Raw genomic sequence first — 21412 nt, forward strand, 5'->3', positions numbered from 1 at the left:
CTCAGCGCTGCTGCTGCAGGTACTCGATCACCTGGCGGCGGCGTTCCGGGTCGACGGTGGCATTGACCATGCGCGTTCCCGGCACCTGCGCCGAGGGCGCGCGCAGGAACGCATCCAGGGTCTGTTCGGTCCAGACGATGTCGGCGTCGCGCATGGCTGTGGAGTAGGGGTAATCGGCCAGGCTGCCGGCGCGGCGGCCGATCACGCCATGCAGGTTGGGACCGAAGCGGTGCACGCCACCGGGCGTGACCGTGTGGCAACCGGCACAGATCGAGAACGCGCGCTGCAACTGCTGCTGGTGCACCTGCTCGGCGGTCTGTGGCGCACGCGCACAGGCCGCCAGCCACAGGCAGCACAGGACAATCCCGACCCGGCGCATCACATCGCCGGGTAGTTCGGGCCGCCACCGCCCTGCGGGGTGACCCAGACGATGTTCTGGGTCGGGTCCTTGATGTCGCAGGTTTTGCAGTGCACGCAGTTCTGCGCGTTGATCTGCAGCTGCTGCTGTCCCTCGGCACCGACGAACTCGTACACCCCGGCCGGGCAGTAGCGCGCTTCCGGGCCGGCGTACTCGGCCAGGTTGACCCGCACCGGCACGCTCGGATCTTTCAGGGTCAGGTGGCTGGGCTGGTCTTCATCGTGGTTGGTGCTGCTCAGGAACACCGAGCTGAGCCGGTCGAAGGTCAGCACGTTGTCCGGCTTGGGGTACACGATCTTCGGGTGCTTGGCCGCCGGTTCCAGGCAGGCATGGTCCGGGGTGCTGTGGCGCAATGTCCACGGCGGGTTGCGGATGCCCAGCTTGGGCAGCAGCCACTGCTCGATGCCGGTCATCAGCGTGGCCACGTTGCGGCCCTTCTTGAACCACTGCTTGAAGTTCTTGGACTGCTTGAGCTCGTCGTGCAGCCAGCTGTTCTCGAACGCCACCGGATAGGCGCTGAGTTCATCGCGCTGGCGATCGGCGGCGAGCGCGTCGAAGGCGGCATCGGCGGCCAGCATGCCGGTCTTGATCGCGGCGTGGCTGCCCTTGATGCGGCTGACGTTGAGATAGCCCGCTTCGCAGCCCACCAGCGCACCGCCCGGGAACACCGTCTTGGGCAGCGACAACAGGCCACCGGCGGTGATGGTGCGCGCGCCGTAGGCGATGCGCTTGCCGCCTTCCAGGTGCTTGCGGATCGCCGGGTGGGTCTTGAAGCGCTGGAACTCCTCGAACGGGCTCAGCCACGGGTTCTTGTAGTCCAGCCCGACCACGAAGCCGATCGACACCTTGCCGCCTTCGGCGTGGTACAGGAACGCACCGCCGTAGGTGTCGTTGTCCAGCGGCCAGCCGGCGCTGTGCACGACCAGGCCCGGCTCATGTCTGGCCGGATCGATCTGCCACAGTTCCTTGATGCCCAGGCCATAGGCCTGCGGGTCCTTGCCGGCATCGAGCTGGTAGCGCGCGATCAGCTGGCGGCCAAGGTGGCCCCGCGAGCCTTCGGCGAAGATCGTGTACTTGGCGTGCAGTTCCATGCCGCGTTCGAAATTCGGGCCGTGCGAGCCATCCTTGCGGATGCCCATGTCGCCGGTGGCCACGCCCATCACCGCGCCGGTGTCGTCGTACAGCACTTCGGCAGCGGCAAAGCCGGGGAAGATCGACACCTCCAGCGCTTCGGCCTGCTGGGCCAGCCAGCGGGTCACTTCGCCCAGGCTGATGATGTAGTTGCCGTCGTTGTGGAAGCACTCCGGCAGCAGCGCATGCGGCGTGGTGCGCGCGCTGTCCGGGCCCAGGAACAGGAACTCGTCGCGGGTGACCTGCTGCTTCAACGGGGCGCCGCGTTCGGCCCAGTCCGGGAACAGCTCGTTCAAGGCGCGCGGGTCCATGATCGCGCCGGACAGGATGTGGGCGCCGGGCTCGGAGCCCTTCTCCAGCACGCATACGGACAGTTCGCGGCCGGCCTCGATGGCGCGCTGGCGCAGCCGGATGGCCGTGGCCAGGCCGGCCGGGCCGGCACCGACGATCACCACGTCGAATTCCATGGCTTCACGCGGGGGCAGGGCGGTGGTCTCTTCGCTCATGGGAATGCGTAACTCTTGGGTAGTGCCGCAAGCCGAGGCGGGCGGCGGTTGCCTGGGAATCGCGCGTGGAGGCACGGCGAAACTGCTCGATCAGACCGTCAGGGTAACGGGACGCGGCGTTTCCGCCTAGATCGCCGACGTTGGCGACCCGTGCGTGGCAGACGCGAAGGCGGTGTCGTGGTGCACATTGCTGCGCCGCGTCAATTCGCGTGCATCAACTGGCGTATGGCGTTGCCACGCTCAGGCGCTGGCATCGAACGCGGCGTGGTAGCGCACGTCGGCGTCCGGGCTGTCGCCGCGCAACCGGCGTGCCTGGAAGTATTCGGCCGGAATGCCGGGCAGACGCAGCCGCGGGTCGGCCTCGAAGCCGAAGCGACCGTAGTAGGCCGGGTCGCCCAGCACCACGCAGCCGGCGGCGGCGCGTTGCTGGAGTGCGTCGATCGCGGCATGCATCAGCGCGCTGCCGATGCCCTGGTGCTGCTGCGCCGGCGCCACCGAAATCGGGCCCAGCCCGTACCACTGCGCGCTGCCATCGCTGAGCGTGACCGGCGACAGCGCGATGTGGCCGACGATCCCGCGGGCATCCTCGGCCACCAGCGAGACCGACAACGCATCGGCGGCACGCAGCGCATCGACGATGAACTGCTCGGTATGGCTGCTGTGCGGTGCATCCAGGAACGCCGCGCGGGTGAGGGCGTGGATGGCGGCGGTATCACCGGGTCGTTCGTCGCGGATCTGCATGGGGATGTCCTGTACGGCGCCAGGTGCCCAGTGTAGGCCGTGCTGCGGCGTGCCTTGGCCGGTGGCGGGGCAGGCACCACAATGGAGGCCTGTTCCATCGCCACGATCCCGGAAACCCATGTCACTCAATCCGTACGACCTGTTTGATGTCCGCGCCCTGCTCAGCGACGAAGAACGTGCCGTGCAGGCCACGGTGGCGCGCTTTACCGATGAACGCGTGCTGCCGATCATCGGCGATGCGTTCGACCAGGGGCGCTTCCCGGACGAGCTGGTGGCCGAGATCGCCGCGCTGGGCCTGCTCGGCTCCAGCCTGCCCGAGCAGTACGGCGGGGGTGGGCTCAACGCGGTCAGCTACGGCCTGATCTGCCAGGAGCTGGAACGCGGCGATTCGGGCCTGCGCAGCTTCGTGTCGGTGCAGAGCTCGCTGTGCATGTACCCGATCTTTGCCTACGGCAGCGAGGAGCAGCGCCAGCGCTGGCTGCCGGACATGGCCGCCGGCAAGGTGGTCGGCTGCTTCGGCCTGACCGAGGCGCATGGCGGCTCGGACCCGGCCGCGATGAAGACCCGTGCCGTGCGCGATGGCGGCGACTGGCTGGTCAATGGCAGCAAGATGTGGATCACCAGTGGCCCGGTCGCCGATATCGCCATCATCTGGGCGCATACCGACGATGGCATCCAGGGCTTCGTGCTGGAAAAGGGCATGCCCGGTTTCACCACGCAGGAAATCAAGCACAAGATGAGCCTGCGCGCGTCGCTGACCGGCGCGCTGTTCTTCGACAACGTGCGCGTGCCCGATCGCAACCGCCTGCCCAACGTGCAGGGCCTCAAAGGCCCGCTGGGCTGCCTCAACCAGGCCCGCTACGGCATCAGCTGGGGCCCGATCGGTGCGGCGGTGGCGTGCCTGGACGAAGCGCTGGGGTACACCAAGCAGCGGGTGCTGTTCGGCCGTCCGGTGGCGGCCACGCAGAGCGCGCAGATCAAGCTGGCCGACATGGCGCGGCGGATCACCACCGCGCAGTTGCTGGCCTTGCAGCTGGGCCGGCTCAAGGATGCCGGGCAGCTGCATCCGCAGCAGGTCAGCCTGGCCAAGTGGAACAACTGCCGGATGGCGATCGACATTGCCCGCGAATGCCGCGATCTGCTCGGCGGCGCCGGCATCACCACCGAACATGTGGCGATCCGGCATGCGCTGAACCTGGAGTCGGTGATCACCTATGAGGGCACCGAGACCGTGCACCAGCTGGTGATCGGGCGCGAGCTGACCGGTATCAACGCGTTCTGAAGGTCACCGGTTACAGGTCGCCGGGCCAGTGGCCCGGTGCTACGCCGACCCGGCGAACCCGTTCTGCCGCCAGGCCTCGTACATCACCACCGCGACGGTGTTGGACAGGTTGAGGCTGCGGTTGTCCGGTTGCATCGGCAGGCGCAGGCGACGGCCATCAGGCAGGGCATCGAGCACGTCCTGGGGCAGGCCGCGGGTTTCCGGGCCGAACAGGAACGCATCGCCATCGTCAAACTGCGGGGTGTCGTAGCGCACGCTGCCGCGGGTGCTGAGCGCGAACAGGCGCTTGGGTGCAATGGCCTGCAGGGCGGTATCCAGATCTGGATGTACCTGCAGCCGCGCATATTCGTGGTAGTCCAGGCCGGCGCGCTTGAGCTGCTTGTCGCTCAGGTCGAAACCGAGCGGCTCGATCAGGTGCAGCCGCGCACCGGTATTGGCACAAAGCCGGATCACATTGCCGGTGTTCGGCGGGATCTCGGGTTGAAACAGAATGACGTGGAACGTGGGTGCGGTCATCGCACCAGTTTACGCCGTGGCTGCGGTCACCCGCAGCGACGGTTTACTGGCGAACCAGCACCTGGGCAGCGGTTTCCAGGGCCAGGGCCTGCAGATCCGACGGCGACGGACGCACCTGCAGGGCCGGCAGGTTGATGATCACTTCACGTGCGGCCGAGGCGGCAACCGCGGTGGCGGTGGCGGCCAGGGTGGCAACGTAGCCGCGGTCATTGGCCTGTTCGGCAACCAGCGTCTGGACCTGTTCGGCGGTCGGGCGGACCTGCACGGCGGCCAGGGTGGTGACGCGGTTGCTGCCAGCCAGCTCGGTGCGGTAGTCGGCAATCATGCCGGCGCCCGGGCGGACTTCAACCACGGCCAGGGTCGGGATGGCGCTGTTGCGCTCGACATCGGCCTGGGCCAGCTGGTCAGCGGAGGGGCGGACCTGGACGGTGTCCAGGGTCGGGATGGCGGAAGCGGCATGCACGTTGGAAGCAAACGCGGTGCCGGCGGCGAGGGCGATGGCGATGGCGATGATCTTGGTGTTCATGGCGAGTCCTGTTTAGTGTTGGTGGGCAGTGGTGTGGTAGTAAGGTAGTACACCAGTTTCTGGCTTGCAAGAACAATTTGCACTTTCCTGCTTTTGTTCAGCGTCCAGTCATATTTGCTTGGTTCGCTGCTTTGCCACGCCCAGTACCAAGCAGGCTTCGTGCCAACTTTTAATCGTTGATTTAAAAGGGTTTTTACTCGCCAACAGCGTGTCCGCTGTCCGGACACCTGTCCGTTGCGGCCATCGGGCTGTCCGTTCGATGGTGATCGCGGGCCCGGAAAGTTCCCTGATATCGCCAATGACTGTTGGCGGATGCCTTTCGCGGTGGTGCCGCGCTAGCATCGGTATTCACTTTCATGACCAAGGAACCGGAATGACCGTCCAACTTCGACCGCGTGCCGCGCTGCTGGCTGTAGCGCTCTCCGCCGCCCTGGGCACCTTCGCGCCAGCCCCGGTGCTGGCCAAGCCGGCGGCCGCGGCCACGGTGGACATTCCGTTCGAGCAGTTCACCCTTCCCAATGGCCTGCGCGTGGTGGTGCATACCGACCGCAAGGCACCGATCGTGGCGGTGAACGTCTGGTACCACGTGGGCAGCAAGGATGAACCGGCCGGCCGCACCGGCTTTGCGCACCTGTTTGAACACCTGATGTTCCAGGGCAGCGAGAACCACGCCGGTGAGTACTTCGAGCCCTTCAAGCAGGTGGGTGTGACCGGTCAGAACGGCACCACCAATACCGACCGCACCAACTACTTCGAAAACGTGCCGACCACCGCGCTGGACATGGCGCTGTGGATGGAGTCCGACCGCATGGGCCACCTGCTCGGCGCGATCGACCAGGCCGCGCTCGACGAGCAGCGCGGCGTGGTGCAGAACGAGAAGCGCCAGGGCGAGAACCAGCCGTATGGCCAGGTGTGGGAAAAGCTGACCCGGGCGATGTATCCGGAAGGCCACCCGTACCACCACAGCGTGATCGGCTCGATGAACGATCTCAACGCGGCCTCGCTGGATGACGTCAAGACCTGGTTCCGGACCTGGTACGGCCCCAACAACGCGGTGCTGGTGCTGGCCGGCGACATCGACCTGGCCACTGCCAAGGAAAAGGTCGCCAGGTACTTCGGTGACATCCCGGCGGGCCCGAGCATGGCCCAGCCGAAGGTGGACGTGGCCAAGCGCGACAAGAGCACGCGTGAAGTGATGACCGACAAGGTGCCGCAGGCGCGCATCTACCGCGCTTGGAACGTGGCCCAGGTCGGCACCACCGACATCGACCAGCTGCAACTGTTTGCCCAGGTGCTCGGCGGTGCCAAGTCCTCGCGCCTGGACCAGCGCCTGCTGCACCAGGACAAGCTGGTGGACAACATCAGCGCCGGGGCCTACAGCTCGCAGCTGGGCTCCAATTTCGTGGTGATGGCTACCGTCAAGCAGGGCGTGGACCCGGCCAAGGTCGAGGCGATCATCGATGAAGAGATCAAGCGCCTGGCCAAGGACGGTCCGACCGCCGACGAGCTGAGCCGTGGCAAGACCGCCTTCCGCGCCGGTTTCATCCGTGGCATCGAGCGCATCGGCGGCTTCGGCGGCAAGGCCGATGCGCTGGCCGAATGCACGGTCTTCGAGGGTGACCCGGGTTGCTTCCGCAAGTCGCTGGCCAACATCAACGCGGCCAGCGCGAGCGACGTGCGCGCGGTCGGTGCCAAGTGGCTCGGTGCCGGTGACCACACCATCGTGGTGGAGCCGGGTGCCCGCGTGGCGCTGGCCGAACTGCCGTCCGCATCGCCCAAGCCGTTCACGGTGCCGGCGGTCGATACCCAATTCACCACCCTGCCCAAGCAGGTGGACCGCAGCACCGGCGTGCCGCAGACCAAGACGTTCCCGGAACTGAAGTTCCCGCAGCTGCACCGCGCCACGCTGAAGAACGGCACCCAGGTGATCCTGGCCGAGCGCCACGACATCCCGGTGGTGCAGTTCAGCTATGAATTCCCGGGCGGCTTCACCGCCGACCAGGGTCGGAAGTCGGGCACCGCCAACTTCACCATGGACCTGATGGGCGAAGGCGCCGGCACGCTGGCCGCACTGCCCTTCGCCAATGCCGCCGATGCCCTGGGCGCCAGCCTGGGTGCGTCGGCCTCGCTGGACAGTGCCACCGTCTACCTGTCGGCACTGAAGGAAAACCTGGCGCCGTCGCTGGCCCTGTATGCGGACATGCTGCGCAAGCCGCGCTTCGACCAGAGCGAGATCGACCGGGTCAAGGCGACCTGGATTGCCGGCATCCAACAGGAGAAGGTCAACCCGAACGCGGTGGCCATGCGCGTGATGCCGACGCTGCTGTACGGCGCCGGCCATCCGTATGCCATTCCCTTCACCGGCAGCGGCAATGAAGCCGATATCCAGTCGCTGACCCGCGAGGACCTGGTGGCCTTCCATCACCAGGCGCTGCGTCCCGAGCAGGGCACCCTGATCGTGGTCGGCGACACCACGCTGAAGGACATCGTGCCGCTGCTGGAGCGCCAGTTCGGTGACTGGAAGGGCGAAGGCGCGGCCATGCAGGTGAAGGCGCCGGTGGATGTGGCCCGCCCGACCCACGCCCGCGTGTTCCTGATCGACCAGCCCGGCGCGGTCCAGGCCAACCTGTTTGCCAGCCAGGTGGTGCCGTCCTCGATGGACCCGGGCAGCACCCGCTTCGACATCGCCAATGGCGTGCTCGGCGGCGACTTCACTTCACGCCTGAACATGAACCTGCGCGAAGAGAAGCATTGGTCCTACGGTGCCGGCAGCAGTGCGCCGAGCACCCTGGGCCAGCGCCCTTGGGGGGCTCGTGCGCCGGTGCAGATCGACAAGACCGCCGAGTCGATCCAGGAAATGCAGAAGGACATCCGCGACTTCGCCAGCGGTGCCAAGCCGGCCACGGCCGCGGAGGTGTCGCGTATCCGCAACATCCAGACGCTGAGCCTGCCCGGTGCGTATGAAACGGCCAGCGCCGTGCTCGGCACCATCAGCGGCATCGTCCGCTACCAGCGCCCGGACGACTATGTGTTCAAGCGCAAGGCCGAGATCGAGGCGATGACCCCGGCCCAGGTGCAGCAGGCCGCGGCCACGCTGGATCCCAAGACCCTGACCTGGGTGGTGGTGGGCGATCTGAAGCAGACGGAGAAGGAAGTCCGCGCGCTGAACCTGGGCGAGGTGCAGGTGATCGATGCCGACGGCAAGGTCGTGCCGGCCGCGGGCCGGTAACCTCGCTGACGTGATGAAGCAGGGTGCCGGGCATTGCCCGGCACCCATCACCCTCGATTCAGCCGTATCCCGCACAATCCCCTTCGTTGTCCAGCCAGGTCTCCCGCATGCGCCTTCTCCTGCTTTCCCTGCTCACCCTCAGCGCCACCGCCTGCACCTGGGTGCCGATCGAACCGGTGGGCAAGACCGTGCGCGTGCTGCCTGCCGGGCAGGTGCCCAGCGGCTGCCAGGCCAAGGGCGAGGTGGTGGTGACGGTCAAGAGCAAAGTGGCCTTCTACAACCGTAACCCCTTGCGCGTACAGGAAGAACTGGAAACCCTGGCCCGCAACGAGGCCCCCAGCGCCGGGGCCAATGCGGTCCAGGCCAGCGGCCAGCCGGCCGACGGCAGCCAGCGCTTCCTGGCCTTCCAGTGCCCGCCGCGCTGAACCCTTCAGCCCGCCCGGCCGCACCATACGCCCGGACGTGAATTCGTAAAGGTGCGGTGAAGGCGGCGCCGGCTTACAATAGCGCCCCCTTTGCCTGAGCCTTGGCGCTAACTGATGCTCTTCAAGAATGTCTCTATCGCCGGCCTGGCGCACATCGACGCGCCGCACACGCTGACGTCCAAGGAAATCAACGAACGTCTGCAGCCGACGCTGGATCGTCTGGGCATCCGTACCGACGTGCTCGGCGATATCGCCGGCATCCATGCCCGTCGCCTCTGGGACGCGGACATGCTCGCTTCCGACGCGGCTACCCTGGCGGCCCGCAAGGCGCTGGAAGACGCCGGCATCGGTGCCGACAAGATCGGACTGCTGGTCAACACCTCGGTCAGCCGCGACTACCTGGAACCGTCCACCGCCAGCATCGTCTCGGGCAACCTGGGCGTGGGCGATGAGTGCATGACCTTCGACGTCGCCAATGCCTGCCTGGCCTTCATCAACGGCATGGACATCGCCGCGCGCATGCTCGAGCGCGGCGAGATCGACTACGCCCTGATCGTCGATGGCGAAACCGCCAACCTGGTGTACGAGAAGACCCTGGAGCGCATGGCGCTGCCGGGCGTCACCGCCGATGACTTCCGCAACGAGATGGCCGCCCTGACCCTGGGCTGCGGCGCCGCGGCGATGGTGATGGCGCGTACCGAACTGGTGCCCGATGCGCCGCGTTACCGCGGTGGCGTGACCCGCTCGGCCACCGAGTGGAACCAGCTGTGCCGCGGCAACCTGGACCGCATGGTCACCGACACCCGCATGCTGCTGATCGAAGGCATCAAGCTGGCGCAGAAGACCTTCCTGGCCGCGCGCGAAGCGCTGGGCTGGGCGGTGGACGAGCTGGACCAGTTCGTCATCCACCAGGTCAGCCAGCCGCACACCGCCGCGTTCATCAAGAACTTCGGCATCGACCCGAAGAAGGTCATGACCATCTTCGGCGAGCACGGCAACATCGGCCCGGCCTCGGTGCCGATCGTGTTGAGCAAGCTCAAGGAACTGGGCCGGCTGAAGAAGGGCGATCGCATCGCGCTGCTCGGCATCGGCTCGGGCCTGAACTGCTCGATGGCCGAAGTGGTCTGGTAATGGATCGCCTCGGCCTGGACCGAGGCGGTTTCCCGGGGCACGCCAACACGTGCCCTGGTACTGAAATTCAAAGGGCCGGTTCTGCCGGCCTTTTTCACAGGTGCGATTCGATGCCCAAGCTTCCCGGTTACCCCGCCCATCCGCAGCGCTTCGACGTGCGCCCCGGCCTGTCGATGAACTATCTCGATGAAGGCCCGCGCGACGGCGAGGTGGTGGTGATGGTCCACGGCAATCCGTCGTGGAGCTACTACTGGCGCACGCTGGTGGCCGGGCTGTCGGACAAATACCGCTGCATCGTGCCCGACCACATCGGCATGGGCCTGTCGGACAAGCCCGATGATGCGCACTACGACTACACCCTGCAGTCGCGGGTGGATGACCTGGATGCGCTGCTCAAGCACCTGGGCATCACCGGCCCGGTGACCCTGGCCGTGCACGACTGGGGCGGCATGATCGGTTTCGGCTGGGCGCTGTCGCACCATGACCAGGTCAAGCGCCTGGTGGTGCTCAACACCGCGGCGTTCCCGATGCCGGCCGCCAAGAAGATGCCGTGGCAGATCGGCCTGGGCCGGCACTGGAAGGTGGGCGAGTGGATCATCCGCACCTTCAACGCGTTCTCCTCCGGAGCCTCGTGGCTGGGCGTGGAGCGGAAGATGCCGGCCGATGTGCGCCGCGCCTACGTGTCGCCCTACAACAGCTGGGCCAACCGGATCAGCACCATCCGCTTCATGCAGGACATTCCGTTGTCGCCGGCCGACAAGGCCTGGTCGCTGCTGGAACGCTCGGGCCAGACTCTGGCCACGTATGCCGATCGCCCGGCGTTCCTGGGCTGGGGCCTGCGTGATTTCGTGTTCGACCACTACTTCCTGGCTGGCTTCCAGGCGGCGCTGCCACAGGCCGAAGTGCATGCCTTCGAGGATGCCGGGCATTACGTGCTGGAAGACAAGCACGAGGTGCTGGTGCCGAAGATCCGGGCGTTCCTGGAGCGCAATCCGATCTGATCGGCGTGACGACCAACGGTCGTCACCTACCCATTGACCATCCCGGTAGTACCGACCGTTGGTCGGTACGCTCATCACGCCGCGATGGGCGCCTGCGGAGCCGGCGAGTTGCCGTTGTCGTCGGGATGGCTGTCGTCGTTGCCGGCTTCGTCGCGCCAACGCCAGTCGGCCAGGGTCAGCGCGGGCATGCCATGCGCCACGCGCGCCTTGTCGCACTGCGGGCTGGCCTTGCCGTACTCCCAGGACGCGTCGACTTCGCGGCACACGCTGGGCCGGTTGGGGTGGATGCTGCAGCGCGAGTACACGCCGATTTCCGCATCCAGTGCCACGCAGTAGACCGGTTTGGACAGGGTGCCGCGCATGCACAGCCGGTGCGGGTCCAGCACCTGGGTGAGTTCATGCGGGACGCCGCCGGGGGTGACCTCGTCCGATTCCATCCAGTGGAAGGCCACACGGTACTGGGTGCAGCAGGCGCCACAGGTCAGGCAGGGGTGGGGCATGGGGTGCCGGCCTTGGGCGGCAATCGAGCAGGAGGGAAGGTCGCGAATTTTCCACGCCGCCGGCCGCCGCGCAAGAAATTTCTGCAACGGCGACAATGAACGGATGAACGCCGTGACCAACATTGCCGCCCGCCTGCCCGAGCTGGCCCGTGAGCGCCCCGACCAGATCGCCATCCGCTGCCCCGGAAAGCCCGGCGCCAACGGCATGGCGCGCTACGACGTGACCCTGGACTACCGCACCCTGAACGCGCGCAGCGATGCCATGGCCGCTGGCCTGGCCGCGCACGGCATCGGCCGTGGCGTGCGCGCGGTGGTGATGGTGCGGCCTTCGCCGGAATTCTTCCTGCTGATGTTCGCGCTGTTCAAGAACGGCGCGGTGCCGGTGCTGGTCGACCCGGGCATCGACAAGCGCGCGTTGAAGCAATGCCTGGACGAGGCGCAGCCGCAGGCCTTCATCGGCATCGGCCTGGCCCACGTGGCGCGGCTGCTGCTGCGCTGGTGCCCGGCGGCCAAGACCCTGGTCACCGTGGGCCGGCGCTGGGGCTGGGGCGGCACCACCCTGGCCCGGATCGAGGCCGACGGCCTGCGCGCGCCGCAGCCGATGGCCGCCACCGATGGTGAGGATGTCGCGGCGATCCTGTTCACCAGCGGCTCCACCGGCGTGCCCAAGGGCGTGGTCTACCGGCACCGGCACTTCGTGGGCCAGGTGGACCTGCTGCGCGCGGCCTTCGGCATGGAAGCCGGGGGGGGGACCTGCCGACCTTCCCGCCGTTCGCGTTGTTCGACCCGGCGCTGGGGCTGACCTCGGTGATCCCGGACATGGACCCGACCCGCCCGGCCAAGGCCGACCCGCGCAAACTGCACGACGCGATCGCGCGCTTCGGCATCACCCAGTTGTTCGGCTCGCCGGCGCTGATGCGGGTGCTGGCCGACCATGGCCAGCCGCTGACGGGTGTACGCCGGGTGACCTCGGCCGGGGCGCCGGTGCCGCCCGATGTGGTTGCCCGCATCCGCCGCCTGCTGCCCGACGATGCCGAGTTCTGGACGCCCTACGGGGCCACCGAATGCCTGCCGGTGGCGGTGATCGAAGGCCGCGAGCTGGAGAGCACCCGCCAGGCCACCGAAGCCGGTGCCGGCACCTGCGTCGGCCGCGTGGTCGCGCCCAACCAGGTGCGCATCATCGCCATCGACGACGCACCGCTGCCGGACTGGTCGCAGGTGCGCGAAGTCGTCGACGGCGAAGTGGGCGAAATCACCGTGGCCGGGCCGACCGCCACTGACAGCTATTTCAACCGCCCGCAGGCCACCGCCGCCGCCAAGATCAGCGAAACGCTGGCCGACGGCAGCACGCGCGTGGTGCATCGGATGGGCGATGTGGGCTACTTCGATGCGCAGGGCCGGTTGTGGTTCTGCGGGCGCAAGACCCAGCGCCTGCACACCGCGCACGGCCCGTTGTACACCGAACAGGTGGAGCCGGTGTTCAACGCGCTGGAGGGCATCGCGCGTACCGCGCTGGTCGGCGTGGGTGCGCAGGGCCAGCAGCAGCCGGTGTTGTGCGTGGAGCTGCTGCCGGGCGTGGCCGACACCGCCGCGCTGCGCGGGCGCCTGCGCGCCGAGGCCGTTGCCCACCCGCATACGCTGCGCATCGAACGCTTCCTGGTGCATCCCGGTTTCCCGGTGGATATCCGACACAACGCCAAGATCGGCCGCGAGAAGCTGGCGGTCTGGGCAGCAACCCAAGTGGAACAGCGCGCATGAAGATTCTGGTGACCGGTGGCGGTGGCTTTCTCGGGCAGGCCCTGTGCCGTGGGCTGGTTGAACGCGGCCACCAGGTGCTCAGCTTCAACCGCGGCCACTACCCGCCGCTGCAGGCACTGGGCGTGGGCCAGATCCGCGGCGACCTGGCCGATGCCGATGCGGTGCGGCATGCGGTGGCCGGGGTGGATGCGGTCTTCCACAACGGGGCCAAGGCGGGCGCGTGGGGCAGCTATGACAGCTACTTCCAGGCCAACGTGGTGGGCACCGACAACGTGATCGCGGCCTGCCGCGAACACGGTGTTGGCAAGCTGGTCTACACCTCCACCCCGAGCGTGACCCATCGCGCCACCCATCCGGTGGAAGGCCTGGGCGCGGACGAGGTGCCTTATGGCGAGGACTTCCAGGCGCCCTATGCGGCGACCAAGACCATCGCCGAGCAACGCGTGCTGGCGGCCAACGATGCGCACCTGGCCACGGTGGCATTGCGCCCGCGCCTGATCTGGGGCCCAGGCGACCAGCAGCTGGTGCCGCGGCTGGCCGAGCGCGCGCGCGCCGGACGGCTGCGTTTCGTTGGCGATGGCAACAATCGGGTGGATACCACCTACATCGACAACGCCGCGCTCGCGCACTTCCTCGCCTTCGAGCACCTCGCACCGGGCGCGGCCTGTGCCGGCAAGGCGTACTTCATCTCCAACGGCGAACCGCTGCCGATGCGCGAGCTGCTCAACAAGCTGCTGGCCGCGGTGGGTGCGCCGGCAGTGGAGAAATCGATCAGCTTCAAGACCGCCTACCGGATCGGTGCGGTGGCCGAGAAACTGTGGCCACTGCTGCGCCTGGGCGGCGAACCGCCGATGACGCGTTTTCTCGCCGAACAGCTGTGCACGCCGCACTGGTACAGCATGGAACCGGCGCGTCGCGACTTCGGCTATGTGCCGCAGGTGAGCATTGACGAAGGGCTCACGAGGCTGAAGGCTTCATCGCACGACGAGGTTGCCGTCACCCGCTGAACACCGCGGGTTGGTGAACATGGCAGCACGCCAATCCGGCACGCATTACGCGAGGATCGACATGCTGCACTACGCCGTCATTTTCTTTGTCATCGCCCTCATCGCGGCGGTACTCGGCTTCTCCGGCATCGCCGGCGCGGCCAGCAACATCGCCTGGATCCTGTTTGTGGTGTTCCTGATCCTGGCCGTGGTGTCGATGTTCCGCAAGCGCACCTAGCGGCTGCCGCTGACCGGCTGTACACCCGCCATCAGCGCCCATTCCCGGATGCCGACCTTGTGTCGGCATCCGTTTTTTTTCAGCTGCTTCAGCGCACCGTGCTCTGCAGGCGGCCATCGGCAGCATGCCGCGCCAGCGCCAGTTCCAGCAGGCGGGTGATCAGCGCGGTGTAGCTCAATCCGCTGGCGCCCCACAGCTTGGGATACATGCTGATCCGGGTGAAGCCGGGCAGGGTGTTGATCTCGTTGATCACCACCTCGCCGTCCGCGGTGAGGAATACATCGACACGGGCCAGGCCTGCGCAGTCCAGCACCTGATAGGCCTGCACCGCGATGTCGCGGATGCGCTGCTGGTCGGCCGCACTGATCGCGGCTGGCACCACCACCTCCGCACCGGTGTCACTGATGTACTTGGTGTCGTAGGAATAGAACGCGTCGTGCACCACCACTTCGCCGCAGACGCTGGCTTCGGGGTGTTCGTTGCCGAGCACGGCACATTCGATCTCGCGCCCGACCACCGCCGATTCGACCAGCACCTTGTGGTCGAACGACAGTGCCAAGGCCAGCGCGGCGTCGAATTCGGCGGCGTCATGCACCTTGCTCACGCCCACCGACGAGCCCTGGTTGGCCGGTTTGACGAACAACGGCGTGCCCAGCTGCGCTACCAGCGCGGCATGGTCGGCGCTGGCCGCAGCGATGCGGTTCAGGCACACGAACGGGGCCACCTGCAGCCCGGCATCGCGTAGCAGGCGCTTGGCCACGTCCTTGTCCATCGCGACTGCCGAGGCGAGCACGCCGCTGCCCACGAACGGCAGGTTGGCCATGCGCAGCAGGCCCTGCAGCGAACCGTCCTCGCCCAGCGTGCCGTGCACGATCGGAAACACCACGTCGATCTGTTCCAGCGCGGTGGCCGGGTCGGATGATGCCTACCCGCGTCTTGCCCATGCGTGCTGCCGCTCCTGTCTGTTCTGGAACCCCAAGGATGGACCGGCGCGCAGCGACGCGCCACGCCTGCGGACGCCCGTCGTTCAAGGGGGCACGGTAGAATGCGTCGATGGCCCGTTCCCTGCTCTCTTCCCTCAAGCCGCTGGCCGGCAATGCGCTGCAGCTGGCGCTGAACCGCGCGCTGGCGCTGGACCCGGACACCCGCAGCGCGCTGGTCGCGCTGGATGGCCGCCACATCGCCCTGACCCTGGAATCGCCCGCGCTGGCGATGCGGATCGGGGTGGAGGGCGACCGCCTGACCGTGGGCCCGGTGGACCCGCAGCAGGAACCGGACCTGGCCGTGCGCAGCACGCTGGGCGGCGTGCTGGCGCAGCTGCCGTTCCTGGCCCATGCCCGCCGTGGCGGCGATGCGCCGGCCGGGCGGGTCAAGGTTTCCGGCGATGCCGAGCTGGCGCGCCGGCTGCAGCAGCTGGCCACCCGTTACGATCCGGACTGGCAGCAGCCATTCGTGCGCGTGTTCGGCGAAGTGCTGGGGGTGCAGGTCGCCCACAGCCTGCGCTCGGCCCTGCAGCATGCGCGCCGTGGCGCGTCCGACCTGGCGCACAGCGCCGCTGAATATGTCACCGAGGAGTCCCGCGACGTGGTAGCGCGTGCAGAACTGGAAGCCTTCCACGATGACGTGGATGTCATGCGTGATGATGTGGAACGCATCGCGGTGCGTGTGCAACGGCTGCGCCAGGTGCGCGCATGAAGGCGATGTTCCGCGCCAGCCGCATTGGCCGCATCCTGCTGCGCTACCGCCTGGATGATCTGCTGCAGGGCACCCCGGCCGAGCGCTGGCTGCGCCTGGCCAAGCCGTTCGTGCCGCGCGCCTCGGCCGATATCGCCGCGCAGTCGCGCGGGGCCCGCTTGCGCCTGGCGCTGCAGGACCTCGGCCCGATCTTCGTCAAGTTCGGGCAGATCCTGTCCACCCGTCGCGACCTGATTCCGGCCGACGTGGCCAACGAACTGACCCTGCTGCAGGACCGGGTCAAGCCGTTCGACGGCGACGCTGCGCAGCGCATCGTCGAACAGGCGCTGGGCCGCCCGGTCAGCGAAGCCTTTGCCAGTTTCGACCTGCAGCCGCTGGCCTCGGCCTCGATCGCCCAGGTGCACGCCGCCACGCTCGCCGATGGCCGCCAGGTGGTGGTCAAGGTACTGCGCCCGGATATCGAAAAGCAGATTGATGCCGACATCGCGCTGTTGAAGTCCGCTGCGGCGCTGCTCGAACGGACCCACCCGCGCGCCGACAAGATCCGCCCGCGCGAAGTGGTGGCCGAAGTCGAGAACACCCTGGCCGCCGAACTGGACCTGCAGCGCGAAGGCGCCAACGCCAGCGTGCTGCGCCGCAACTGGATCGATTCGGACGACCTGTACGTCCCGGAAGTGATCTGGAGCCACACCGCCGAGCGCGCGCTCACGCTGGAGCGGGTGTGGGGCATTCCCTCCGATGACATCGCCGCGCTGGACAAGGCCGGCATCGACCGCAAGGCGCTGGCCGCCAAGGGTGTGCGGGTGTTCTACACCCAGGTGTTCCGCGACAACTTCTTCCATGCCGACGCGCACGCCGGCAACATCTGGGTCGACATCGATCCGGCGCGCCGCGACAACCCGCGCTTCATCGCGCTGGACTTCGGCATCATGGGCCAGCTCTCGCAGGAAGATCAGTACTACCTGGCCGAGAATTTCATGGCCATCTTCAACAAGGACTACCGGCGCATGGCCGAGCTCCACGTTGAGGCCGGCTGGATGCCCAACAACGTGCGCATCGATGAACTCGAAGCCGCCGCGCGTTCGGTGTGCGAGCCGTACTTCACCCGCCCGTTGTCGCAGATTTCGCTGGCCGAAGTGCTGATGAAGCTGTTCCGCGTGGCCCAGCGCTACCAGCTGACCCTGCAGCCGCAGCTGATCCTGCTGCAGAAGACCCTGCTCAACATCGAAGGCGTCGGCCGCCAGCTGGACCCGGAACTGGACATCTGGGCCGTGGCCCGGCCGGTGCTCGAACGCATCCTGCGCGAGCGCTACAGCCCGCGCCGGGTGCTGAAGGAAATCCGCAAGCGCCTGCCGGAAATCATGACCCACACCCCGGACATGCCGCGCCTGGTGCACGCCTGGCTGCGCCAGCAGGTCGAGGGCGGCCACGAACTGTCGATGCGTTCGGCCGACCTGGTCGCGCTCAACACCAACCTGCAGAAACTGCAGAAGCGTGCGGTCGCCGCGATCGCCGGCGTCGGCCTGCTGATCGTCGCCGCGGTGCTGTACGGCATGCAGCCGGGCGGCTGGTACTTCGGCGATGCGCCGGTATGGAGCTGGGTCAGTGGTGCGGCCGGGCTGTTCTCGCTGGCCAGTGCGTGGTGGCGACGCTGAACCGGCCATCGACCACGACGCGCGTGCGCGCCGTGGTCGCGGGATGTCACCAGTGGTAGCCCAGGCCCACGTGCGAGTTGATGCTGCTGAAACGATCGACCCGGGTCTTGTGCCACGCCTTGCCGATTCCCGCATTGAGCATCAGGTGCTGGCCCAGCGGCTGGTTGCGGCGCAGGAACACGCGGGTGGAGGCGTGCTCGCGCAGCAGCAGCGGGTCCAGCTCGGCGGCATAGGCTGAGGTGCCATCGCCCAGCCACAGCTGGGTGGAACCCTTGCCCTGGGCATCCTTCAGGCGCAGCGACAGCGTGTTGCCATGGCCACCGGTGCCGCTGGACAGGTGATGTTTGCTGTAGCGATAGGTCGCGGTGACGCGCGGGAAGTAATACGACGCGCCCGCCGACCACGCCGACACGTAGGTGTTGCCGCGGTATTCGGCGTACTTGCCACCGACGGTAAGCAGCGTGTTCGGGATCACCTTCAGGTTGAAGTCGTGGGCGATTTCGCGGTTGACGAACACCGGGTTGTTGTCCGACACCACAGCGGCGGTGCGGGTCGACAGCTGCGTGTTCCAGTCATGGTGCAGCGCACCCTGCACGCGGGTGCCACGGTAGGCGGCGCCACCGTAGTCCCGTTCGCCATGGGCAAGGCCAACGTGCCAGCGGCTGTCGGCCGCGCGGCCGGCGACGTCCACACCGAACACGTCGCGCTTGCCGTAGCCATCGCTGTAGTCGCTGTGGTCGAACTGTGCGGACACCTTGTCCACGCCAGCGTGGGCGCTGGACACAGCCGCCAGCATCAGGGCGCACGACAGCACGCCACGGGTCATAGAACGCATGTTGATTTACTCCAGGGGTTGGGAACAGTGCAGCTGCTGCACGAGGCGATAGCGCCCCGCAGGCAGGTTTCTTTCCACGGTGATGCGTGGTCCGATTTCGCTATGGGCCGCCACCACGCGGCCGGGAAGAATGATCACGCCGACGCCCAGTGCTGCCGAACGGCCGATCCATGCGCCGAGTTTGTGCAGGCCGGTGTCCACCAGTACGCCATCGACCATCGCCTTGACCGTGGTGCGGTCGAGGCGGTGATTGCTGGTGCGCACCAGCGCGCCGAGGTAAGCGCCGGCATCGACACGGCTGTCGGCCAGGAAGGAGTGCGGCCCCACGCTGACGTCGTCGCCGAGCACGGCGTGCTTGAGCTCGACGGCGAAGCCGAGCCGACAGCGGTCGCCGATGTGCACCGGGCCGCGGATCAGCGCGTTGTTGCCGATCAGGCAGTCGCGACCGATCCGCACCGGGCCCTGGAGCGTGGCGCCCGCACAGATGCGGGTACCTGCGCCTACCTCGACCGCCCCCTGCAGGCACGCATCCGCAGATACCTCCGCGGCCGGATCGATGCGCCCTTGCAGGTTGGCCAGCGCCGCGGCCTGCGCGCACAGATCACTCCACCACATGCGGATACCGGGTGGGCTTGTCGCGCACCGGCTCCTGGCCGGTGATCAGGCCCCGGATGCCATGCAGCAACCAGATGGCGTAGGCCAGCAGCACATACAGCACCGAGAACGCCGCCGCCGGCACCAGCCAGGCGTTGCGGTGGTGCATCGCGCTGATCGTGCCCAGCACCAGCACTACGGCCACCCAGGCCAAGGGCAGCACGGCCAGCGCCATACCGCCGGGACCCTGCTGCTGCATGGCACCCAGCCATGCACTGCCGGAGGCCACCACCCCGACCAGCACCAGCATCACCATCGGCAGGATGCTGAAGAGGCCGAAACGGGTCAGCAGCAGGCCGCGATGCAGGCGCATGCACACCGCATAGCCCACGATCCAGCGGCGCCAGCGCCGCCATTCCTCGGCCAGGGTGTTGCACTCCTGCGGATACACGAAGCAACGGTTGCATTGGCGCAGGCGGTAGCCGCGTGCCACCAGCGACCAGGACATGTCCAGGTCCTCGACCTTGGTGCGGTCGGAGAAGCCCACCGTGCGCAGCACCGAGGTGCGGAACATCCCGCAGGAGCCGGAGATGATGAAGGGCGCGCCACCGAGCAACTGCTGGAAACTGCGCTTGATCACGATCATCGGCAGCTTCAGGCTGGCCCGCACATGCGGCAGGAATCCGGCCCCACGCAGGCATGAGGAAGGGATGCCACCGACCGCATCGGCCCCATCGTGGATCTCGGCAAGCAGGAAGCCAAGGCCGTCGCTGTCCGGATCGATGCGGGTATCGGCATCGGTCAGGAACACCTGCGCGGCGGTGACATGCTGCAGCCCGTGCATCAGCGCGCCGCCCTTGCCGGTGTTGGCCTGGTGGACCACGACCAGACGTCCTGCCCAATGTGGCTGCAGCCGTTCCAACACACCGGCGGTATCGTCGGTGGAACCATCGTTGACGCAGATGACCTGGGCGACGTAACGGTTGCGCAGCAGGTCGGTCAGCGATCGCTCCAGGCACGGCGCCTCGTTGAACGCCGGCACGATGGCATCCACGCTGCGGTAGTCACGGCGGGGCTGGCGGCGCATGCGCCAGAGCAGATGGCCAACGATGAACACGCACATCGTGGCAAACAGCATCGTCTTCATCACAGCACCAGCCGATAGGGAATGAAGCCCTCGCTGGGGCCGATACCGATCTGTTGCCCGCGGAACTGCGCATGGCAGCGCAGATGGCCCTCCTGCATGTAGTAGCGATCCTGCTGGCTGGCGTGCTCGCGCAGCGCTTCGATCTTCAGCTCGAGCTGGGCCGAGATGTCCTCAAATACCTGCGGGGCGAACTGCGGCAGCGTGCTGGGGGTTTCGTAGCAGAGAATCTGCGGCACCTTGCGACAGGCCACGATCGAGGCTTCGTAGACGGCGCGATGGTCCTGGTGACGGTCGTCCTGGCACATCGTGTAGACCCGGCTCGGGCACAGGCGTGCACAGGCTTGTTCGATCCGCTCGACAATATCGTTGCGTGAGGCGGGAAAGCAGGTGTCCGGGAAATCCAACTGCAGCACCTGGGCCACGCCCAGCCGGCGCAGGGCATTGCGCGACTCGCGGGTGCGGTCGACGTCGGAACGGCTGCCCTTGTTGCCCGTACTCAGGGTCAAGGCATGGATGCGGGCACCCCCATGGGCGAGTTTTGCCAGGCTGCCGCCGCAGCCCAGTTCGATATCGTCCGGGTGCGCGCCGATGGCCAGTATGTCGAGAGGCATTGCGGTAGTTCTGCCATGGATGGATGAGCGCTCGTGCGGGCACAGGCAGGCCTGTGGCGTCGATCGGTCGTGGTGGAAGAGAGGTCGATGGACATGCATCACTGACAGTGGTGCACACACACATCGGTGTGATGCACCCGGGCAGCGGCTGCAGGTGGGGCGGCGGAATATGACAGCGCCAGCAGTGCAGTGCTCTGCAACAAGTACGAAAATGCCGCGCATCGCCAAGACCGTGATCGCGGTCTTGCTCCGGTCGTGAATTAGTAGTGAATTTGTAGCGAAAGCGACGCCCAGCCGACGCTTTCGCTCTCCCTTTGCGATTGGAGAATCAGATGGCTTGTGTCAGATGGAGTTGGGCGGGCAATCGCCGCGTGCCGCAACCTGCCAATGGCGACATCCCTTCATGCGCTCTCCACTGGACGTGGCGATGACGCTGCAATCACATCGGGATGAGCCGGCGACATTCGGCAAGGGCGGATGGCTGGCC

Annotated in this window: 19 protein-coding genes and 2 pseudogenes; 10 read left to right on the forward strand and 11 right to left on the reverse strand. The window is 67.2% G+C overall.

The annotated features are described in order from the left end of the window. Window position 1 precedes the first annotated feature (1 nt). The 3 genes from AC3IPM_RS00875 to AC3IPM_RS00885 form a co-directional block, all read right to left on the reverse strand. Window positions 2–379: a c-type cytochrome gene (locus tag AC3IPM_RS00875; RefSeq protein WP_489302050.1), complete on the reverse strand. Its 378-nt coding sequence runs from the start codon at window positions 377–379 to the stop codon at window positions 2–4. Continuing rightward, entirely contained in the window at window positions 379–2055 is a 1677-nt protein-coding gene (locus AC3IPM_RS00880; RefSeq protein WP_489302051.1) for an electron transfer flavoprotein-ubiquinone oxidoreductase, read from the reverse strand. Before AC3IPM_RS00880 ends, AC3IPM_RS00875 begins: the two co-directional genes overlap by 1 nt. Before the next feature lie 240 nt (window positions 2056–2295). Further along, complete coding sequence (locus AC3IPM_RS00885) at window positions 2296–2802, reverse strand: GNAT family N-acetyltransferase (protein WP_489303982.1); 507 nt, start codon at window positions 2800–2802, stop codon at window positions 2296–2298. A gap of 112 nt (window positions 2803–2914) precedes the next feature. Between AC3IPM_RS00885 and AC3IPM_RS00890 the strand changes: the two genes are divergently transcribed. After that, the gene (locus tag AC3IPM_RS00890) at window positions 2915–4078 is read left to right on the forward strand and encodes an acyl-CoA dehydrogenase family protein (RefSeq protein WP_489302052.1); all 1164 of its coding nucleotides are present in this window, start codon (window positions 2915–2917) and stop codon (window positions 4076–4078) included. A gap of 39 nt (window positions 4079–4117) precedes the next feature. On the opposite strand, the gene trmL is transcribed toward AC3IPM_RS00890, so the two are convergent. Then, entirely contained in the window at window positions 4118–4594 is a 477-nt protein-coding gene (gene trmL / locus AC3IPM_RS00895) for a tRNA (uridine(34)/cytosine(34)/5-carboxymethylaminomethyluridine(34)-2'-O)-methyltransferase TrmL (protein WP_489302053.1), read from the reverse strand. Between the two features lie 43 nt (window positions 4595–4637). Then, entirely contained in the window at window positions 4638–5120 is a 483-nt protein-coding gene (locus AC3IPM_RS00900; RefSeq protein ID WP_489302054.1) for an XAC0231 family protein, read from the reverse strand. A 373-nt stretch (window positions 5121–5493) separates the two neighbouring features. On the opposite strand from AC3IPM_RS00900, the gene AC3IPM_RS00905 reads away from it, so the two are divergent. The 4 genes from AC3IPM_RS00905 to AC3IPM_RS00920 all read left to right on the forward strand — a co-directional run bounded on the left by AC3IPM_RS00905 (window position 5494) and on the right by AC3IPM_RS00920 (window position 10906). Beyond that, window positions 5494–8349 carry a M16 family metallopeptidase gene (locus tag AC3IPM_RS00905; RefSeq protein ID WP_489302055.1) on the forward strand — a complete coding sequence of 952 codons (2856 nt, stop codon included), beginning with the start codon at window positions 5494–5496 and terminating at the stop codon, window positions 8347–8349. A gap of 107 nt (window positions 8350–8456) precedes the next feature. Then, window positions 8457–8774 carry a DUF4156 domain-containing protein gene (locus AC3IPM_RS00910; protein WP_489302056.1) on the forward strand — a complete coding sequence of 106 codons (318 nt, stop codon included), beginning with the start codon at window positions 8457–8459 and terminating at the stop codon, window positions 8772–8774. Between the two features lie 114 nt (window positions 8775–8888). Continuing rightward, entirely contained in the window at window positions 8889–9905 is a 1017-nt protein-coding gene (locus tag AC3IPM_RS00915; protein WP_481487148.1) for a 3-oxoacyl-ACP synthase III, read from the forward strand. A gap of 110 nt (window positions 9906–10015) precedes the next feature. Next, on the forward strand, window positions 10016–10906 hold the full coding sequence (locus AC3IPM_RS00920) for an alpha/beta fold hydrolase (protein WP_489302057.1): 891 nt from the start codon (window positions 10016–10018) through the stop codon (window positions 10904–10906). Window positions 10907–10980: 74 nt separating this feature from the next. Here AC3IPM_RS00920 and AC3IPM_RS00925 read toward each other — a convergent pair whose 3' ends face one another. After that, entirely contained in the window at window positions 10981–11406 is a 426-nt protein-coding gene (locus tag AC3IPM_RS00925) for a YkgJ family cysteine cluster protein (protein WP_489302058.1), read from the reverse strand. A 103-nt stretch (window positions 11407–11509) separates the two neighbouring features. Here AC3IPM_RS00925 and oleC point away from each other — a divergent pair. The 3 genes and pseudogenes from oleC to AC3IPM_RS00940 all read left to right on the forward strand — a co-directional run bounded on the left by oleC (window position 11510) and on the right by AC3IPM_RS00940 (window position 14388). After that, a pseudogene (gene oleC, locus AC3IPM_RS00930) lies at window positions 11510–13164 on the forward strand (olefin beta-lactone synthetase). Continuing rightward, window positions 13161–14171 carry a 2-alkyl-3-oxoalkanoate reductase gene (gene oleD / locus AC3IPM_RS00935; protein WP_489302059.1) on the forward strand — a complete coding sequence of 337 codons (1011 nt, stop codon included), beginning with the start codon at window positions 13161–13163 and terminating at the stop codon, window positions 14169–14171. Before oleC ends, oleD begins: the two are co-directional and overlap by 4 nt. A gap of 61 nt (window positions 14172–14232) precedes the next feature. Further along, complete coding sequence (locus tag AC3IPM_RS00940; RefSeq protein ID WP_489303984.1) at window positions 14233–14388, forward strand: DUF1328 domain-containing protein; 156 nt, start codon at window positions 14233–14235, stop codon at window positions 14386–14388. An 88-nt stretch (window positions 14389–14476) separates the two neighbouring features. On the opposite strand, the pseudogene ddlA reads toward AC3IPM_RS00940, so the two are convergent. Beyond that, window positions 14477–15307: pseudogene (gene ddlA, locus AC3IPM_RS00945) on the reverse strand (D-alanine--D-alanine ligase); the annotation flags it as partial. A 134-nt stretch (window positions 15308–15441) separates the two neighbouring features. Between ddlA and AC3IPM_RS00950 the strand changes: the two are divergent. Both AC3IPM_RS00950 and ubiB read left to right on the forward strand, forming a co-directional pair. Next, on the forward strand, window positions 15442–16083 hold the full coding sequence (locus tag AC3IPM_RS00950; RefSeq protein ID WP_489302060.1) for a ubiquinone biosynthesis accessory factor UbiJ: 642 nt from the start codon (window positions 15442–15444) through the stop codon (window positions 16081–16083). Then, a complete protein-coding gene (ubiB, locus tag AC3IPM_RS00955) occupies window positions 16080–17738 on the forward strand; it encodes a ubiquinone biosynthesis regulatory protein kinase UbiB (RefSeq protein WP_489302061.1) in 1659 nt (552 codons plus the stop codon). Before AC3IPM_RS00950 ends, ubiB begins: the two co-directional genes overlap by 4 nt. A 46-nt stretch (window positions 17739–17784) precedes the next feature. Here ubiB and AC3IPM_RS00960 read toward each other — a convergent pair whose 3' ends face one another. The 4 genes from AC3IPM_RS00960 to AC3IPM_RS00975 are packed head-to-tail and all read right to left on the reverse strand — an operon-like array spanning window position 17785 to window position 20925. Further along, window positions 17785–18573: a YaiO family outer membrane beta-barrel protein gene (locus tag AC3IPM_RS00960; protein ID WP_489302062.1), complete on the reverse strand. Its 789-nt coding sequence runs from the start codon at window positions 18571–18573 to the stop codon at window positions 17785–17787. Window positions 18574–18579: 6 nt separating this feature from the next. Beyond that, window positions 18580–19188, reverse strand: a complete 609-nt coding sequence (locus AC3IPM_RS00965) for a DapH/DapD/GlmU-related protein (protein ID WP_489302063.1) — start codon at window positions 19186–19188, stop codon at window positions 18580–18582. Beyond that, a complete protein-coding gene (locus AC3IPM_RS00970) occupies window positions 19175–20314 on the reverse strand; it encodes a glycosyltransferase family 2 protein (protein ID WP_489302064.1) in 1140 nt (379 codons plus the stop codon). The genes AC3IPM_RS00965 and AC3IPM_RS00970 overlap by 14 nt, the downstream gene beginning before the upstream one ends. Then, window positions 20314–20925 (reverse strand): PIG-L deacetylase family protein, encoded by a 612-nt coding sequence (locus AC3IPM_RS00975; RefSeq protein WP_489302065.1) that lies wholly within the window; start codon window positions 20923–20925, stop codon window positions 20314–20316. The genes AC3IPM_RS00970 and AC3IPM_RS00975 overlap by 1 nt, the downstream gene beginning before the upstream one ends. Window positions 20926–21412: the final 487 nt, after the last annotated feature.

The organism is Stenotrophomonas sp. GL_111, assembly GCF_057835245.1.

What these genes read in the sequence shown, in the direction of transcription:
- AC3IPM_RS00875 (WP_489302050.1), bottom strand. Translation starts at nt 379, where the DNA reads ATGCGCCGGGTCGGGATTGTCCTGTGCTGCCTGTGGCTGGCGGCCTGT.
- AC3IPM_RS00880 (WP_489302051.1), bottom strand. Translation starts at nt 2,055, where the DNA reads ATGAGCGAAGAGACCACCGCCCTGCCCCCGCGTGAAGCCATGGAATTC.
- AC3IPM_RS00890 (WP_489302052.1), top strand. Translation starts at nt 2,915, where the DNA reads ATGTCACTCAATCCGTACGACCTGTTTGATGTCCGCGCCCTGCTCAGC.
- trmL (WP_489302053.1), bottom strand. Translation starts at nt 4,594, where the DNA reads ATGACCGCACCCACGTTCCACGTCATTCTGTTTCAACCCGAGATCCCG.
- AC3IPM_RS00900 (WP_489302054.1), bottom strand. Translation starts at nt 5,120, where the DNA reads ATGAACACCAAGATCATCGCCATCGCCATCGCCCTCGCCGCCGGCACC.
- AC3IPM_RS00905 (WP_489302055.1), top strand. Translation starts at nt 5,494, where the DNA reads ATGACCGTCCAACTTCGACCGCGTGCCGCGCTGCTGGCTGTAGCGCTC.
- AC3IPM_RS00910 (WP_489302056.1), top strand. Translation starts at nt 8,457, where the DNA reads ATGCGCCTTCTCCTGCTTTCCCTGCTCACCCTCAGCGCCACCGCCTGC.
- AC3IPM_RS00915 (WP_481487148.1), top strand. Translation starts at nt 8,889, where the DNA reads ATGCTCTTCAAGAATGTCTCTATCGCCGGCCTGGCGCACATCGACGCG.
- AC3IPM_RS00920 (WP_489302057.1), top strand. Translation starts at nt 10,016, where the DNA reads ATGCCCAAGCTTCCCGGTTACCCCGCCCATCCGCAGCGCTTCGACGTG.
- AC3IPM_RS00925 (WP_489302058.1), bottom strand. Translation starts at nt 11,406, where the DNA reads ATGCCCCACCCCTGCCTGACCTGTGGCGCCTGCTGCACCCAGTACCGT.
- oleD (WP_489302059.1), top strand. Translation starts at nt 13,161, where the DNA reads ATGAAGATTCTGGTGACCGGTGGCGGTGGCTTTCTCGGGCAGGCCCTG.
- AC3IPM_RS00940 (WP_489303984.1), top strand. Translation starts at nt 14,233, where the DNA reads ATGCTGCACTACGCCGTCATTTTCTTTGTCATCGCCCTCATCGCGGCG.
- AC3IPM_RS00950 (WP_489302060.1), top strand. Translation starts at nt 15,442, where the DNA reads ATGGCCCGTTCCCTGCTCTCTTCCCTCAAGCCGCTGGCCGGCAATGCG.
- ubiB (WP_489302061.1), top strand. Translation starts at nt 16,080, where the DNA reads ATGAAGGCGATGTTCCGCGCCAGCCGCATTGGCCGCATCCTGCTGCGC.
- AC3IPM_RS00960 (WP_489302062.1), bottom strand. Translation starts at nt 18,573, where the DNA reads ATGCGTTCTATGACCCGTGGCGTGCTGTCGTGCGCCCTGATGCTGGCG.
- AC3IPM_RS00965 (WP_489302063.1), bottom strand. Translation starts at nt 19,188, where the DNA reads ATGTGGTGGAGTGATCTGTGCGCGCAGGCCGCGGCGCTGGCCAACCTG.
- AC3IPM_RS00970 (WP_489302064.1), bottom strand. Translation starts at nt 20,314, where the DNA reads ATGAAGACGATGCTGTTTGCCACGATGTGCGTGTTCATCGTTGGCCAT.
- AC3IPM_RS00975 (WP_489302065.1), bottom strand. Translation starts at nt 20,925, where the DNA reads ATGCCTCTCGACATACTGGCCATCGGCGCGCACCCGGACGATATCGAA.